At 65.1% G+C, this 14256-nt stretch carries 13 protein-coding genes; 3 read left to right on the forward strand and 10 right to left on the reverse strand.

Features of this window, described 5'->3' with window-relative positions; all coding sequences use genetic code 11:
- Positions 1–2: 2 nt before the first annotated feature.
- Together ABG82_RS17555 and ABG82_RS17560 are read right to left on the reverse strand one after the other, a co-directional pair.
- Positions 3–1388: an aspartate aminotransferase family protein gene (locus ABG82_RS17555; protein ID WP_043078631.1), complete on the reverse strand. Its 1386-nt coding sequence runs from the start codon at positions 1386–1388 to the stop codon at positions 3–5.
- Positions 1385–1891 (reverse strand): Lrp/AsnC family transcriptional regulator, encoded by a 507-nt coding sequence (locus ABG82_RS17560; RefSeq protein WP_043078632.1) that lies wholly within the window; start codon positions 1889–1891, stop codon positions 1385–1387. The genes ABG82_RS17555 and ABG82_RS17560 overlap by 4 nt, the downstream gene beginning before the upstream one ends.
- Positions 1892–2014: 123 nt before the next feature.
- On the opposite strand from ABG82_RS17560, the gene ABG82_RS17565 reads away from it, so the two are divergent.
- Complete coding sequence (locus tag ABG82_RS17565) at positions 2015–3490, forward strand: gamma-aminobutyraldehyde dehydrogenase (RefSeq protein WP_078343285.1); 1476 nt, start codon at positions 2015–2017, stop codon at positions 3488–3490.
- On the opposite strand, the gene ABG82_RS17570 is transcribed toward ABG82_RS17565, so the two are convergent.
- Positions 3487–3957 (reverse strand): MarR family winged helix-turn-helix transcriptional regulator, encoded by a 471-nt coding sequence (locus ABG82_RS17570; RefSeq protein ID WP_043078633.1) that lies wholly within the window; start codon positions 3955–3957, stop codon positions 3487–3489. The two genes, ABG82_RS17565 and ABG82_RS17570, sit on opposite strands and share 4 nt — an antisense overlap.
- A gap of 77 nt (positions 3958–4034) precedes the next feature.
- On the opposite strand from ABG82_RS17570, the gene ABG82_RS17575 reads away from it, so the two are divergent.
- Positions 4035–5207 (forward strand): FAD-dependent monooxygenase, encoded by a 1173-nt coding sequence (locus tag ABG82_RS17575; RefSeq protein WP_043078718.1) that lies wholly within the window; start codon positions 4035–4037, stop codon positions 5205–5207.
- On the opposite strand, the gene ABG82_RS17580 is transcribed toward ABG82_RS17575, so the two are convergent.
- Positions 5204–6898 carry an APC family permease gene (locus ABG82_RS17580; RefSeq protein ID WP_043078634.1) on the reverse strand — a complete coding sequence of 565 codons (1695 nt, stop codon included), beginning with the start codon at positions 6896–6898 and terminating at the stop codon, positions 5204–5206. The two genes, ABG82_RS17575 and ABG82_RS17580, sit on opposite strands and share 4 nt — an antisense overlap.
- A 176-nt stretch (positions 6899–7074) precedes the next feature.
- On the reverse strand, positions 7075–7881 hold the full coding sequence (locus ABG82_RS17585; RefSeq protein ID WP_043078635.1) for a DoxX family protein: 807 nt from the start codon (positions 7879–7881) through the stop codon (positions 7075–7077).
- Between the two features lie 71 nt (positions 7882–7952).
- Here ABG82_RS17585 and ABG82_RS17590 point away from each other — a divergent pair, with 71 nt between their 5' ends.
- Complete coding sequence (locus ABG82_RS17590) at positions 7953–9116, forward strand: PQQ-dependent sugar dehydrogenase (protein ID WP_043078636.1); 1164 nt, start codon at positions 7953–7955, stop codon at positions 9114–9116.
- 24 nt (positions 9117–9140) lie between these two features.
- Here the strand turns inward: ABG82_RS17590 and gatB are convergent, their stop codons facing one another.
- The 5 genes from gatB to ABG82_RS17615 form a co-directional block, all read right to left on the reverse strand.
- Positions 9141–10640, reverse strand: a complete 1500-nt coding sequence (gene gatB, locus ABG82_RS17595) for an Asp-tRNA(Asn)/Glu-tRNA(Gln) amidotransferase subunit GatB (protein WP_043078637.1) — start codon at positions 10638–10640, stop codon at positions 9141–9143.
- Positions 10641–10802: 162 nt separating this feature from the next.
- Positions 10803–11210, reverse strand: coding sequence for an MmpS family transport accessory protein (locus tag ABG82_RS17600; RefSeq protein ID WP_109475867.1), 408 nt, complete (start codon positions 11208–11210; stop codon positions 10803–10805).
- Between the two features lie 42 nt (positions 11211–11252).
- Complete coding sequence (locus ABG82_RS17605; protein WP_043078639.1) at positions 11253–12284, reverse strand: ATP-dependent 6-phosphofructokinase; 1032 nt, start codon at positions 12282–12284, stop codon at positions 11253–11255.
- 37 nt (positions 12285–12321) lie between these two features.
- A complete protein-coding gene (locus ABG82_RS17610; RefSeq protein WP_043078640.1) occupies positions 12322–13818 on the reverse strand; it encodes a carboxylesterase/lipase family protein in 1497 nt (498 codons plus the stop codon).
- A 75-nt stretch (positions 13819–13893) separates the two neighbouring features.
- On the reverse strand, positions 13894–14181 hold the full coding sequence (locus ABG82_RS17615; protein ID WP_043078719.1) for a hypothetical protein: 288 nt from the start codon (positions 14179–14181) through the stop codon (positions 13894–13896).
- Positions 14182–14256: the final 75 nt, after the last annotated feature.

The raw sequence follows: 14256 nt of genomic DNA on the forward strand, positions 1-14256 counted from the left end.
GCCTACAACCGATTCCAGGCCTCGGTGAGCACCCCGCGCAGAATCTGCTCGATCGCGTCGAACTCGCGTGGCCCGCTGATCAACGGTGGCGCAAGCTGAATCACCGGGTCGCCACGATCGTCGGCGCGGCAGTACAGACCCGCATCCCAGAGCGCCGCGGACAGGAAGCCGCGCAGCAGTCTTTCGCTTTCCTCACCGTTAAAGGTCGCCTTGCTCTGTTTATCCTTGACCAGTTCAATGCCGTAGAAGTAACCCTCGCCGCGCACATCCCCGACGATCGGCAGGTCATGGAGCTTCTCCAGGGTCGAGCGGAACACGGGCGCGTTCTCGCGTACCCGATCGCACAGCCCCTCACGCTCGAAGATATCGAGATTGGCCAACGCCACGGCCGCCGAAACAGGATGGCCACCAAAGGTATAACCGTGTGGAAAGGTCGTCGTGCCGTCATTGAACGGTTCGAACAACCGGTCGGTGGCGATCATCGCACCAATGGGCGAGTAACCGGACGTCATGCCCTTGGCACAGGTGATGATGTCGGGCTGGTACCCCAGCTCCTCGCACGCGAACATCGATCCGATACGCCCGAAGGCGCAGATCACCTCGTCGGACACCAGCAACACGTCGTACTCGTCACAGATTTCGCGCACCCGCTCGAAGTAGCCCGGCGGCGGCGGGAAGCAACCACCCGCATTCTGCACGGGTTCGAGGAAGACGGCCGCGACCGTGTCGGGCCCCTCGAATTCGATGGCCTCGGCGATCCGGTCGGCGCAGTACTGCCCAAATGCCTTGGGGTCGTGCGCGTAAGGCTCCGGTGCGCGATAGAAGTTGGTGTTCGGCGCGCGGAATCCGCCCGGAGTCAGCGGCTCGAACGGCGCCTTGAACGCGGGCAAGCCGGTGATGGCCAGCGCCCCCTGCGGGGTGCCGTGGTAAGCGATGGCACGCGAAATAACCTTGTGCTTACCGGGTTTTCCGGTCAGCTTGAAGAACTGTTTGGCCAGCTTCCACGCGCTTTCCACCGCTTCTCCGCCACCGGTGGTGAAGAAGACGCGGTTCAGGTCGCCCGGCGCGTATCCCGCGAGGCGGTCGGCGAGTTCGATCGCCGGCTCGGTGGCATAGGACCAGAGGGGAAAAAAGGCGAGTTTCTCGGCTTGACGCGCCGCGGCCTGTGCCAGCTCGGCGCGGCCATGCCCGGCCTGCACGACGAAAAGTCCCGACAGTCCGTCGAGGTAGCTCTTGCCGCGGTCGTCCCAAATTCTCACCCCCTCACCACGAGTGATGATCGGCGGCGCGATTCCGGCTCCGTGACGGGCGAAGTGCCCCCACAGATGCCGTGCGGCCTTTGTCTCCAGATCGCCGGAAAGGTCCTGTACTACATCAACGGATGTCACCGTGTACCCCAATTATATTGCTGCTTCACTAGTTTCAAATAGACGAGGGTTTCCGTGGAGGTAACCCCAGGTACCGCACGGATCTGCTTGTTGAGCAAATCCAGCAGGTCGTCGTCGTCCTCGCAGACCACCTCGACGATCGCGTCGAAGGTCCCCGCGGTGAGCACCACGTAATCGACGGCGTCCAACTCGGCCAAACGATCGGCCACCTCGGTGGTGTCGCCGGAGCATCTGATGCCGATCATCGCCTGCCGTTTGAATCCGAGCTGCATCGGATCGGTGACAGCGACAATTTGCATGACGCCGGCATCGATCATGCGTTGCACCCGCTGCCGCACCGCGGCCTCAGAGAGCCCCACCGACTTACCGATCGTCGCGTAGGGACGGCGCCCGTCCTGCTGGAGCTCTTCGACGATCGCCTTGGAGGCGTCGTCAAGCGGGAATGCCGTGGACCCGTTTCCGGGGTCGGCGACCCGCAACAGTCGTCGTGTCGTGTTGGCCACGAGCTTGATTGTGCACGGATTCCATCGTTCTTTGCAATGATTTACGACGAATTAGGGATACAAGTCCACTTTTTGCAATGGAATCCGTGGCCAGGTGTCACGATCTTCGATAGCGTGGGCGGGGTGAGTGCCCCCAGCAGCTGGATCAATGGCCGCCCCGCAGTGACGCACGGAGACACCCATCGGGTGATCAATCCGGCGACAGGCGAGGCGATCACGGAACTGAACCTGGCCACCGCCGCCGATGTGGATGCCGCGGTGGCGGCGGCCCGCGCGGCCGGCCCCGGCTGGGCGTCGTCGACACCGGTCGAACGGGCGACCGTCTTGGCCAAGCTGGCCGCCGTCATGACGGTCAACTCCGACGCATTGGTGGCCGAGGAGGTCGCACAGACGGGAAAGCCGGTGCGGCTGGCCGCCGAGTTCGATGTGCCGGGCAGCATCGACAATGTCGAGTTTTTCGCCGGTGCCGCAAGGCATCTGGAAGGCAAGGCGACGGCCGAATACTCCGCCGACCACACCTCAAGCATCCGGCGTGAGGCCGCCGGGGTGGTGGCCACCATCACCCCGTGGAACTACCCGCTACAGATGGCGGTGTGGAAGGTGCTGCCCGCGTTGGCAGCCGGATGCACCGTGGTGATCAAACCGAGCGAGCTGACACCGCTGACCACACTGACCCTGGCCCGCCTCGCCGCCGAGGCCGGTCTACCCGATGGCGTACTCAATGTCGTCACCGGCCGCGGTGACGACGTGGGCACCGCGCTCGCCGGCCACCCCGATGTGGATCTGGTGACCTTCACCGGCTCCACCACCGTGGGCCGAAAGGTGATGGCGGCCGCGGCGGTTCACGGCCATCGCACACAGTTGGAACTCGGCGGCAAGGCCCCGCTCGTGGTCTTCGACGATGCCGATGTGGACGCCGCGATCCAGGGTGCCGTCGCCGCGGCGATCATCAACTCGGGCCAGGACTGCACCGCCGCGACACGCGCCATCGTCGCCCGCGATCTGTACGACGACTTCGTCGCCGGCGTCGGTGAGGTGATGCGCAGTGTCGTCGTCGGCGACCCGCTGGATCCGACGACCGATATCGGACCGCTGATCTCTGCCGCACACCGCGCCCGGGTCTCAAGCATCGTGAATCGCGCCCCCGCACAGGGCGGCCGCATCGTCACCGGTGCAAGCACTCCCGATCTACCGGGGTACTTCTATCGACCCACACTCATCGCCGACGTCGCCGAGACCGCCGAGGCCTACCGCGACGAGATCTTCGGCCCGGTGCTGACCGTGCGCCCATTCACCGATGACGACGACGCGCTGCGACAGGCCAACGACACCGCGTACGGCCTTGCCGCCTCGGCCTGGACCCGCGATGTGTATCGCGCACAGCGCGCCTCACGGGAAATCAAGGCCGGGTGCGTATGGATCAACGACCACATCCCGATCATCAGTGAGATGCCGCACGGCGGATTCGGCGCTTCCGGATTCGGCAAGGACATGTCCGCGTATTCGCTCGAGGAGTACCTCACCATCAAGCACGTCATGAGTGACATCACCCGGGCCGCCGACAAGGATTGGCACCGGATAATTTTCGCCAAACGTTAGGCGCGCGCGTCCAGATTGTCGTTGATGATCGCCGCGAGCCGGGTAAGGCTGGACGTGATGGCCCGACGGTCGGCGCCGGACAACTCGACGAAGACGTCATGCTGGCGCGCACGAAAGGCCGACTGCGCCTTGGCCACTCGGCCGCGCCCGGATGGCGTCAGACCCACCAGGACCAATCGGTCGTCCGATGACGAGCGGGTGCGTGCGACCACTCCGCGCTCTTCCAGCTGTTTGAGTGCGCGCGTGGCCGTCGGCACCGCCACGCCCGCGGTCCCGGCGAGCCTGCTCACGGGCATCGACTCCTGGTCAAGGAGCGGCGCCAGCAGCTCAAGCTGAGAGCGGCTCATACCCGCCTGGGTCCCCGCGGGCGATGTCCTGCCCCGGCGCATGGCGAAGTAGAGCGCATCCGTAGCCGCTACCAGCTCCTCGATCTCATGCGCACTGTTCTCACTCGACTGTCCCGGCACCTTCCCAGTGTAATGGTTAGCATGATAATAGTTAGCATGCTAATATTATGAACGAGGCCAGCGGAAGGACGGACATCATGCAGGTAGCGATCATCGGCGCCGGAATTGGCGGACTCACCGCAGCAGCGGCATTGCGCGCCAACGATATTGACGTTGCGGTCTACGAAAAGGCACACGAACTACGCGAAGTCGGCGCGGGCGTGGTCATCGCGAGCAACGGTCTGCGCGCACTCGACGAAGTGGGGCTGGGCGAGCGTGTACGTGCCGTCGGCTCCCCCATCGAGCTCTCGGAATGGCACACCTGGCACGGGGACACGGTCCCGATCGCCCCGGCCTGGCCGTCAACCGACGCAGACCGGCCGGTGACATCCCTGCCCGTGCACCGAGGCGAACTGCAGCAGTCGCTGCTGAGTGCACTACCCGCGGGAACCGTCCAGCTCGGGCGTCCGTGCCGAGACGTGGTCGAGACGGCGGATGGCGTCCGCATCCTGTTCGCCGACGGCACCGAGGAGCGTGCCGATATCGCCGTCGGGGCCGACGGAATCCATTCGGTGGTGCAAGGGATCGTCGCCGGGCCCGTCGAGCTCTCGAGCGAGGGCATCATGGCCTACCGCGGCCTGATTCCCGCGGAACGCCTTGATACCACGGTCAATCTGCGGCGCATGCAGATGTGGCTGGGCCCCGGCCGCAGCTTCCTGATCTACCCCGTCTCGCAAGGCACGTTGCTGAACATCGTGGCATTCACCGCCAGCGATCTCGATGCCGAAGAGTCCTGGACCGCGCCGGGCGATGTCCGGGCACTGGCGGCGGAGTTCGACGGCTGGGCACCGCCGATTCCAGGGATCATCGACGCGATCACCGAAACCTTCCGGTGGGGATTGTATGACCGAAAGAGGTTGAGCCGGTGGACCACTGATCGCATCGCGCTACTCGGTGACGCGGCCCATCCGATGACGCCGCACCTCGGGCAGGGTGCAAACATGTCGATCGAGGACGCGGTCGTGCTGGCCACGGTGCTCGCGGGCGCCTCGGCGACAGATGTTCCCCGGCGACTGGCTCTCTACGAATCCCTGCGGCGCGATCGCACCACCCGAGTTCAGCAGAACGCGCGCCGTGCCGGCGCGATCTACCGCGCCACCGATCTCAGCGCTTTGCAGCAGGCCGCCGCACTCACTGGCATCCTGGCCGGCGATTGGATCCCCGACTACGACGCCGCCGCCACGGCAGGGGCCGCGCTCGCCGCGTTCTAATCCTTGGTGAATTCCTCGCCCGTCTGCGGATTCACCGCCACCTCTCCCTCCGGCAGATTCGACAGATCACCCGCGATGACGGTCTGCTGCGCCTCGACCGCGTCGGGCAGCCCGAAATGGGTTGTCGCCGCGGCGGGCGCCAGCACCAGATCGGCACTGCGCCGCGGCAGCGTCTCACCCTGGAAGAACGGCGGAGCGGCCACCCGCCACAGCAGCATCAGCACCACCCCGAGCACCAGGGCACCTACGCCGACAACGGCGACGGCCCCGACTCCGAACACGGTGACATTCTTGCCGTCGTCATCGATGAGCCAGCTGGGCTTGGCGTATTGGATGAGTCCGTAGATGAAGACGACGGTCAGGGTGACCCCACCGGTCAACGGCATGACACCGCGCATCATCAGGTCGCGGAAGCTGCCGCTCAGCCTCTTGCGGTAAAACCACGCACAGGCAAATCCGGTGAGCCCGTAGTAGAACGCGATCATCAGGCCCACCGAACCGATGAGCGCGGTCAACAGGTTGGTGCTGATCACGGTGAACAGCACGTAGAAGACGATCGACACCGCGCCCATGGCAATCGTGGACGTTGACGGCGTCAAATACGTGCGGTGAATCGACGCGAAGGAATCCGGCAACGCCTTGTACACACCCATCGACAAGGTGGTCCGGGCCGTCGGCAGGATCGTGGTCTGCGTACAGGCCGAGGCCGACGTCAGGATGGATGCGGACAGCAGCAGCATCCCGAGATGCCCGACAAAGCTGTCGCCGAACAGTTGCGGACCGATGGCCTTGAATACGTCGGCGGCGTTCTCCTGATTGCCCAGACCGACGCCCTCGGTGCCGACACCGGCGAACGCCACCGCGGCCACGCTCACCAGCGCGTAGGTGGCCAGTAGTAGGAAGGTCGAGATGACCGCCGCACGCCCCGGCGTGCGTCCGGGATCGTCCGATTCCTCGTTGCAGGCCACCGCGGTGTCCCAGCCCCAATAGATGAAGATGGTCGTCAGCACCGCCGGTGCGATGACCGTGCCGAAGTCCATGCCGCCGGGCCAGAACCAGGACAGCGACGGCATCAGTGAATAACTCTCGGCGTTATGGGTATAGACCTTGATCAGCGCCACCACCGCGAACGCGATCAACACCACCACCTCGACGGTGAGCAGCCAGTACTGCAGCCGGGCCGACACTTCGATACCCCGATAACAGATGTAGGTCATGATCACGATCCAGATGACGCCCGCCACCGTGGACCACAGCACGCTGTCGGCCAGCCCCGCCGCCGCCGACCACCCCAAGTCGCCCACGAAGGTGAACGAGTAGGCACCGGCGACCTGGGCGAGGTTGGCCAGGCAGATCACGTCGGCGGCGATGATGCCCCAGCCGCCCAGCCATCCGACGATCGGCCCGAAGGTGCGCGAGGCCCAGGTGAAGGTGGTGCCGCAATCCGGCTCGGCCTTGTTCAGCTCCTGATAGGCCACCGCGATCAGATACATCGGAATGAACGAGATCAGCACGATGGCGGGAGCCTTGACCCCGGCGAGCAGCGCACCACCGCTGGCGACGATCAGCCCGAGCGTCGCGGCCAGACTGTAGGCCGGCGCGGTGGAGGCGAGCCCAACCACCACACTGGACAGCAGGCCCAGCGCTCCGCCCTTGAGTCCCTTGCTCTCTACCGGAATGTCTGAACTCATGCGCAGCAGAATACGGTTTCCGTTGAGTTTTCGCCCAACATGAGCGGAATTCGTTTAGGTATTGCGCTCAGACACCGAATTCCGCAATCAGCGGGTCGACCTCGCCGAAACTACGGTTTATGACGCGTTTCCCGAGTAGCCGGCGCACAACACGGCGTGTCGGCGCGGACCGGCGGTTAGGCCAGTGGGTTCGTCCCGTTGAGGAAGACCCAGATGGCGGCCGCGCCGCCGAAGCCGAGCACCACCGCGGCGAAGGAACCGATGAACGGCCTGCGGGCCCAGCCGCGGCCGGCGTCAAACCCGTACCGACCAGGGCCGACCAGGATCACCGCGACAATCGCGACGATCATCAGCAGCTCGAATTCATGCCCGTCGGGCCAGAAGATCGCATACCTGTTGGCCTTGTCGGACACCATGTCGGACAGCAACACGTTGACCATGAAGGCCAGCGCGGCCGCACCCGCCAGCGGGGTCAGCAGGCCCAAGACCAGCAGCACCCCGGCGCCCAGCTCCGCCGTCACCCCGACATAAGTAAGGATGTCGGCGTACTTGAAGCCACGGTCACCGAGAGTCGCTTCGAATCCGCTCAGCCCGGTACCGCCCCACCAGCCGAAAACCTTGCGCAGACCATGGGCGATGAGCACCGCGCCCACCCCGACACGCAGCAGCAACAGTCCGAGATCCTGAGTACCGCGACGATCACCCGTCGGGTCCTGGGTACCCCACGGCGCGGCGTGGCGCGCGTGTACCGCCTCGGAAGAAATTTGAGTAGTGGCAGGTTCGGCATAGGGCAGCGGCGCTGGATCGTACAACGGTCCAACCTCTTTCACATTGTGGGAGCTCGTCAGCCTCTCCGCCTGGTAGTGCGGGATTGCCGTGGTCTCGAAGTCGCCGCCATATGTCGCCGACGGCACATCATCTTCAGGGTCGACCAGTTCGGGCGGCTTGCGCCACACTTGCGGATCGTCTGAATGACCTGTCACGGGCCCCAGAGTAAGTCCATTGGAGGCCCGAATGTGGCGAGCAACGCCGTAAGGTCCGTAATCTTGCGGGCATGCTCATTCGCTCCAGGCCCGTGACGGGACCGACCAATGAGCCATCGGGGAAAAAACTGCTTGTTGGTTCGATGGCGGCGGCGGCCGCAGCGGTGACGCTGCTATCGGGTTGTGTCCGGTTTGATCCCACCCAGGATCAGCCCTTCACCGAGGTTCCCCGGCGCGGGGTCCCCCAGACCACGACCACCCCGCCGCCACCGTTGCCGGGTAAGCCGTTCCCCAAGCAGTGCCCCGCCGACGGCGTGATGCAGGGCTGCCTGGAAGCCACCAGCGGGCTCATCATGGGCAGCGATGGCAAGACCGCATTGGTCGCCGAACGCGCGACCGGTGTCGTCAAGGAGATCGCGACGAGCGCCGAGCCGAAGATCAAGACGACCATCCCCGTCGACCCATCCGGTGATGGCGGCCTCTCCGATATCGTGCTGTCCCCCTCGTATCAGCAGGACCGGCTGATGTACGCGTACATCAGCACCCCCACCGACAATCGCGTGATTCGCGTTGCCGACGGTGATGTGCCCAAGGACATCCTCACCGGAATACCCAAGGGCCCGACCGGCAATGCCGGATCGCTGGCGTTCACCAGCCCCACCACATTGGTGGTCCAGACCGGAACGGGCGGTAATCCTGGCGCGGCCAACGACCCGAACTCGCTGGCCGGCAAGGTGATCCGCATCGAACAACCCACCACCGTGGGTCAGACGCCGCCGACGACCGCGATCAGCGGCATGGGCGACGGTGGCGCCATGTGCGTGGATTCCGCCAATGGAGCGCTGTATGTCACCGACCGCGCACCCGCGGGCGACCGGCTGCAGAAGCTGACCAAGGACGGCAAGGTCTCGACGGTATGGACGTGGCCGGACAAGCCCGGTGTGGCCGGTTGCGCCGCACTGGACAGCTCGGTGATGGTGAACCTGGTGTTCAATCAGACCACGGTTGTGGTGCGCCAGAACCCCGAAACCGGTGCGGTCACAGGCGATCCCGAGGTGCTGCGACAGAAGGAACAGCACGGTCACGTGCGGGCGCTGAAGCTCTCGGCCGACGGCAACGTCTGGGGCGGCTCCATCAACAAAGACTTCGGGACCGCCACCGACACCGAGGACGTGGTTTTCCCACTGTTCCCGAAGGGCGGCGGATTCCCCCGCGCCAACGACGACCTGGACTAACCCCTCGCCACAGTCAGCGTGTGATCAGCTCTGGCCGCAGGCCTTGAGTACCAGGTCCTTGACCAGTGCGGCGTCGGCCTGCCCCTTGGTGGCCTTCATCACCGCGCCGACAATGGCGCCCGCGGCCGCCACCTTGCCATCACGGATCTTCTGGGCGACATCGGGGTTGGCGGCCAGCGCCTCATCCACAGCGGCCTGGATCACCGAGTCGTCACGCACCACGACCAGGCCGCGATCGTTCATCACCTGCTCAGGCTCACCCTCGCCGGCCAACACACCGTCGACCACCTGCCGGGCCAGCTTGTTGGACAGCTTGCCGTCCTTGATCAACGCGACAACGGCAGCCACCTGGGTGGGTGTGATGGGCAGCTCCGCCAGCTCGACCTCACGCGAATTGGCTTGCTGCACCAAATAGTTACCCCACCAGGAGCGGGCGTCCTCACTGCTGGCGCCCTCGGCGACGGTGGCCTGCACCAACTCGACGGCCCCGTTGTTGATCAGGTCGCGCATCACCTCATCGGAGATGCCCCACTCCTGCTGAATGCGGCCCAGACGCAGCCAGGGCAGTTCCGGAAGAGTGCCGCGCAGCTTCTCGACGAGCTCGGCACTGGGGGCCACGGGCTCCAGATCCGGCTCCGGGAAGTACCGGTAGTCCTCGGCGGTCTCCTTGCGGCGCCCGGCGCTGGTGCTGCCGTCCTGCTCCAGGAAATGTCGAGTCTCCTGAATGACGTCCTCGCCCGCGTCCAGAACCGCACCCTGGCGCCGCATCTCGTAGCGCACCGCCACCTCGACGCTCTTGAGCGAGTTGACGTTCTTGGTCTCGGTGCGCGTTCCGAACTCGTCGGCGCCGGCCGGCATCAGCGACACATTGGCATCGCAGCGCATCGACCCGTGATCCATCCGCACATCGGAAACGTCCAAGGCCCGCAACAGGTCACGCAACGCCGTCACATAGGCGCGGGCGATCTCCGGAGCCCGCTCCCCCGTGCCCTCGATGGGCTTGGTGACGATCTCGACCAGTGGCACTCCGGCCCGGTTGTAGTCGAGCAAGGACTCGGTGGCGCCGGAGATACGGCCGGTCTCGCTGCCGATGTGCGTGAGCTTGCCGGTGTCTTCTTCCATATGCGCGCGCTCGATGTGCACCCGCCAAGTGGTGCCGTCCTCCAGCGGAACATCGAGGTAGCCGTTGAAGGCGATCGGCTCGTCGTACTGCGAGATCTGATAGTTCTTCGGCTGATCCGGGTAGAAGTAGTTCTTGCGGGCAAACCGGCCCCACGGGGCGATCTCGCAGTTCAGCGCCAGCCCGATACGGATCGCCGATTCGACGGCCTTCTCGTTGACAACCGGTAGCGAGCCCGGCAGACCCAGACAGACGGGGCAAATCTGAGTGTTGGGCTCGGCACCGAAAGTAGTGGGGCAACCGCAGAACATCTTGGTGGCCGTGGACAGCTCGACGTGAACCTCCATGCCGAGCACCGGCTCGTATCGGGTCAACACATCGTCGTAGTCCAGCAGTTCTGTCATGCTGCGATCCTAATAGGTGGCCTTTGCGGGCCGAGCAGACACGTATTGCACAGAAATCGCAGGTAGCACCTGCAACTACGTCCCTATTCGCGGGTACGGTCGCCTCATGAGCCGCAGTGCGTTTATCGGCCTGACGCTGGGCGAGGTCACCGCACAGTTCACCTAGTTGCCGACGTAGCCCGAGCCGCTCCTGATCAGATGGCAGACCGCGCCGTGCCCGGCCGTCCGCGGCGCGTTGTCCGTGCGCGACACCGCGACGCGGCCATTCACCTTCACCCGGCACGTCACCGAGCCCGGGTCGTCCCCTGGGTGTGAACCCGAGAACACCAGAGACTGTCCGTCACCGTCGTAGTCAAAGCTCGTAGACCAGGGCAAGCCGACCGTATCGACGGCATATCCGCCATCGGGTCCGTTGTAGCCGACCATCACACCCTCCCCGAAGGTCCCCGACAGCTCGAACTCGATCGAGGTGGCAGCAAAGGCCGTACCCGGCGCCGACAGTTGCAGACCGGCGCATAGCGCCGCCCCCATCGCCACCCTCCCGATTACCCGCGTAATTGACGATTCCATGCGCGCATTAGATCACCATCCACGGTGGTGAGCGGTGGAATCTCAGCCGAAAAACGCCGCGGCGTCCTCGTAGCGATTCTTGGGGACAAGCTTGAGCTGCCGCGTCGCTTCCGCCAGCGGCACGCGCCCGATGTCTTGCCCACGCAGCGACACCATTACCCCGTACTCCCCCGCGTGTGCGGCGTCTGCGGCATTGACGCCGAACCGGGTCGCGAGCACCCTGTCGAAGGGGGTCGGAGTGCCGCCGCGCTGCACGTGGCCCAGCACCGTGGTGCGCACTTCTTTGTTGATGCGCTTCTCGATCTCCGCCCCCAGCTGCTGCGCGACGCCGGTAAAACGCTGATGCCCAAATTCGTCAATTCCGCCGTCGCGCAACTCCATTGAGCCTTCGGCAGGTTTGGCACCCTCTGCCACCACACAGATGAAATGCGAATCCCCGCGCTGGAACCGGCCTTTGATCAGCCGGCAGACCTCGTCCACGTCATACGGCACCTCGGGAATCAGCGTCATGTGCGCACCCGAGGCCAGCCCCGCGTGCAGCGCGATCCAGCCCGCATGCCGGCCCATCACCTCCACCAGCATCACGCGCTGATGCGACTCGGCCGTGCTGTGCAACCGGTCGATCGCCTCGGTGGCGATGGTCAACGCGGTATCGAACCCGAAAGTGACATCGGTGCAATCGATGTCGTTATCGATGGTCTTGGGGACCCCGACGACGGGAACATTCTCGTCGGCCAGCCAGCTGGCCGCGGTGAGCGTGCCCTCCCCGCCGATCGGGATCAACACGTCGATCCCGTTGTCGTCGAGGGTCTGTTTGATCTGATCCAATCCGGCGCGCAACTTCTCCGGATTGGTGCGCGCGGTACCGAGCACCGTTCCGCCCTTGGTGAGCAGCCGATCGTTGCGGTCGTCGTTGTGCAGATGGATTCTGCGGTTCTCCAACAGTCCGCGCCAGCCGTCCTGAAAGCCCACAACCTGCGAGTTGTAGCGGTTGGCGCAGGTTCGCACCACGGCGCGGATCACCGCGTTCAGGCCCGGGCAATCGCCGCCACCGGTGAGAACTCCGATACGCATAGCCCCATCATGCCCGTGACTGCGTCCGGCGGCAGCGCTACGAAGCTCTCGGCACGCGACTCGGGATGCTCAGCGTGAATCCGTCCCATACCGCGCGGCGGTCGGCGCCCAGGTTCTGCTCGACTCGCGGTGCGCTGTCGAAGATCATTACCGGCCAGTCGGGGCCCAGATAGAGCGGCCAGTCCTGGCCGGGAACCCCATTGCGCGCGAACGCCACCCAACGTTGTTGCACCTCATCGACGACCCGCGACGCCGCACGGTGGGTGAGGCTGCCCGCCAAGATCGGACCCGCCGGTCCGCGATAGTTACCGAACACCGCCGGCAGTTCGGTAGCGTGCGACCCCGCCAGCCCGGCGACCCGCACCGTCCACGGCGCGTAGTCGAACTGGTAGACGTGCACCGGTGCGAATTGTTGGTGCGCCCGCGCGATGCGCCATACCGAGGATGTGAAGAACATATCCCCGGCCAGTCGCAGACGCGCCTGCGTCGACGGGTAACCCGCATAGGCCGCGGTGATCCGTTCCCGGTAACCGGGACCCCCGCGCCCGAGTATCTCCAGCTGTTCGGCCTCGGACAGCGGCATCACCTTGATCGCCTTGGTGAAGAGCAGCGCCTCGTTGGCGTTGCTGCCGATGATCAACGGAACTCGTTGCGCTTCACCGCATTCAATGGCCTCGACGGGTTTCTTCGGTAGATAGCTGCCGTCCACCGACGGTCCGAACGGGAACCCGCCCTCGGCGATCAACCTGTGCTGTGCGCGCAGCAGCTGCCTGGGCGAGGCATTCATGACCGTCGCCGCGGCGTTATCGCGAGCAGCACCAAGAATTTCGGCGAACCGTCGGGCATCATGGGCAACCCGGCCGGCGTCCGCCGCCAGGCCACTGGCCGTGCTCTGGATGATGGCGCGGTGGAACAGCCCCGCCGCGGCGGGCGTGGCCATCAGGGTCTCGACCGCGCTACCGCCCGCGCTCTCACCAAAGATGGTGACGTTGCCGGGATCACCCCCGAAGGCCGCGATGTTGTCGCGGACCCACTGCAGCGCGAGGACCAGATCACGCAGGTAGAGGTTGCCCTCGATGGTGTGCTCGGCATCGGACAATGACGACAGGTCGAAGGCGCCCCACGCGCCCACGCGATAGTTCGCCGATACATAGACACACCCGCGCCGTGCCAGGATCGAGCCCTCGTACGGTGGGCTACTGGTGCTGCCAAGGAAATAGCCGCCGCCATAGATGTAGAACATCACCGGCAGTGGCCCATCCGGAAGCTGTTCCGGCGCAACCACATTGAGTGTCAGACAGTCCTCACTGCGCTGTTTCTGCGGAGTGAAGACCTTGGGCTGGTAGGGCGCAGCACCAAATCTCTTGCAGCGCTGCACCCCCTCCCACGGCTGCGCGGGGCGTGGCGACCGCAGCCGCAGCGGCCCGACTGGCGGTTCGGCGTACGGAATGCCACGAAAGCGCCGCACGCCGCGCCTCACGAAACCTTCGATCTCACCGTTTTTCGTCACTACACGTGGGGGCGCCGATGCCATGTGAGCGAACCTAGCCGGGCCGACGGGCCCCGCGCTAGTAGCACACGAAGTTCCCTACTCAGCAACGAGTTTGCCTCAGTTGTTCAGGTCGGGGCACGAGACGTCGACGTACACCGTGGTGGAGGACATCGCGCTGGACTGTCCGGCGGACACCCCATGCACGTCCGTCACCGTGCACTGGGACAACGGCGCGGACACGCTGCCGTTGAGTTGTACCGAGTACCCCTGCTTCTGCAGATTTGCCACTGTGTCGCCGGCATTACCGCCACCGGTGCTGGTGGACGCCGCGGCCGTACCGGCCAATCCCACGGCGGCAGCGGCGAATGCCGAAGCGGTGATGGCGGCGAAGGCGAATTTCTTCATGATGGCGCTCCTTGTGGTTGTGCCGCGGGACCGTTCCGGCGACAACACAAGGCTCGGCGCGAAAGGCATGTGTTC

This window comes from Mycobacteroides immunogenum, from assembly GCF_001605725.1.
GTDB lineage: Bacteria > Actinomycetota > Actinomycetes > Mycobacteriales > Mycobacteriaceae > Mycobacterium > Mycobacterium immunogenum.

Bases quoted from the DNA above. Each gene is read 5' to 3' on its own strand.
- ABG82_RS17590 (WP_043078636.1), top strand. From the start codon at position 7,953: ATGCTCATTCGCTCCAGGCCCGTGACGGGACCGACCAATGAGCCATCG.
- ABG82_RS17615 (WP_043078719.1), bottom strand. From the start codon at position 14,181: ATGAAGAAATTCGCCTTCGCCGCCATCACCGCTTCGGCATTCGCCGCT.
- gatB (WP_043078637.1), bottom strand. From the start codon at position 10,640: ATGACAGAACTGCTGGACTACGACGATGTGTTGACCCGATACGAGCCG.
- ABG82_RS17610 (WP_043078640.1), bottom strand. From the start codon at position 13,818: ATGGCATCGGCGCCCCCACGTGTAGTGACGAAAAACGGTGAGATCGAA.
- ABG82_RS17605 (WP_043078639.1), bottom strand. From the start codon at position 12,284: ATGCGTATCGGAGTTCTCACCGGTGGCGGCGATTGCCCGGGCCTGAAC.
- ABG82_RS17600 (WP_109475867.1), bottom strand. From the start codon at position 11,210: ATGGAATCGTCAATTACGCGGGTAATCGGGAGGGTGGCGATGGGGGCG.
- ABG82_RS17580 (WP_043078634.1), bottom strand. From the start codon at position 6,898: ATGAGTTCAGACATTCCGGTAGAGAGCAAGGGACTCAAGGGCGGAGCG.
- ABG82_RS17575 (WP_043078718.1), top strand. From the start codon at position 4,035: ATGCAGGTAGCGATCATCGGCGCCGGAATTGGCGGACTCACCGCAGCA.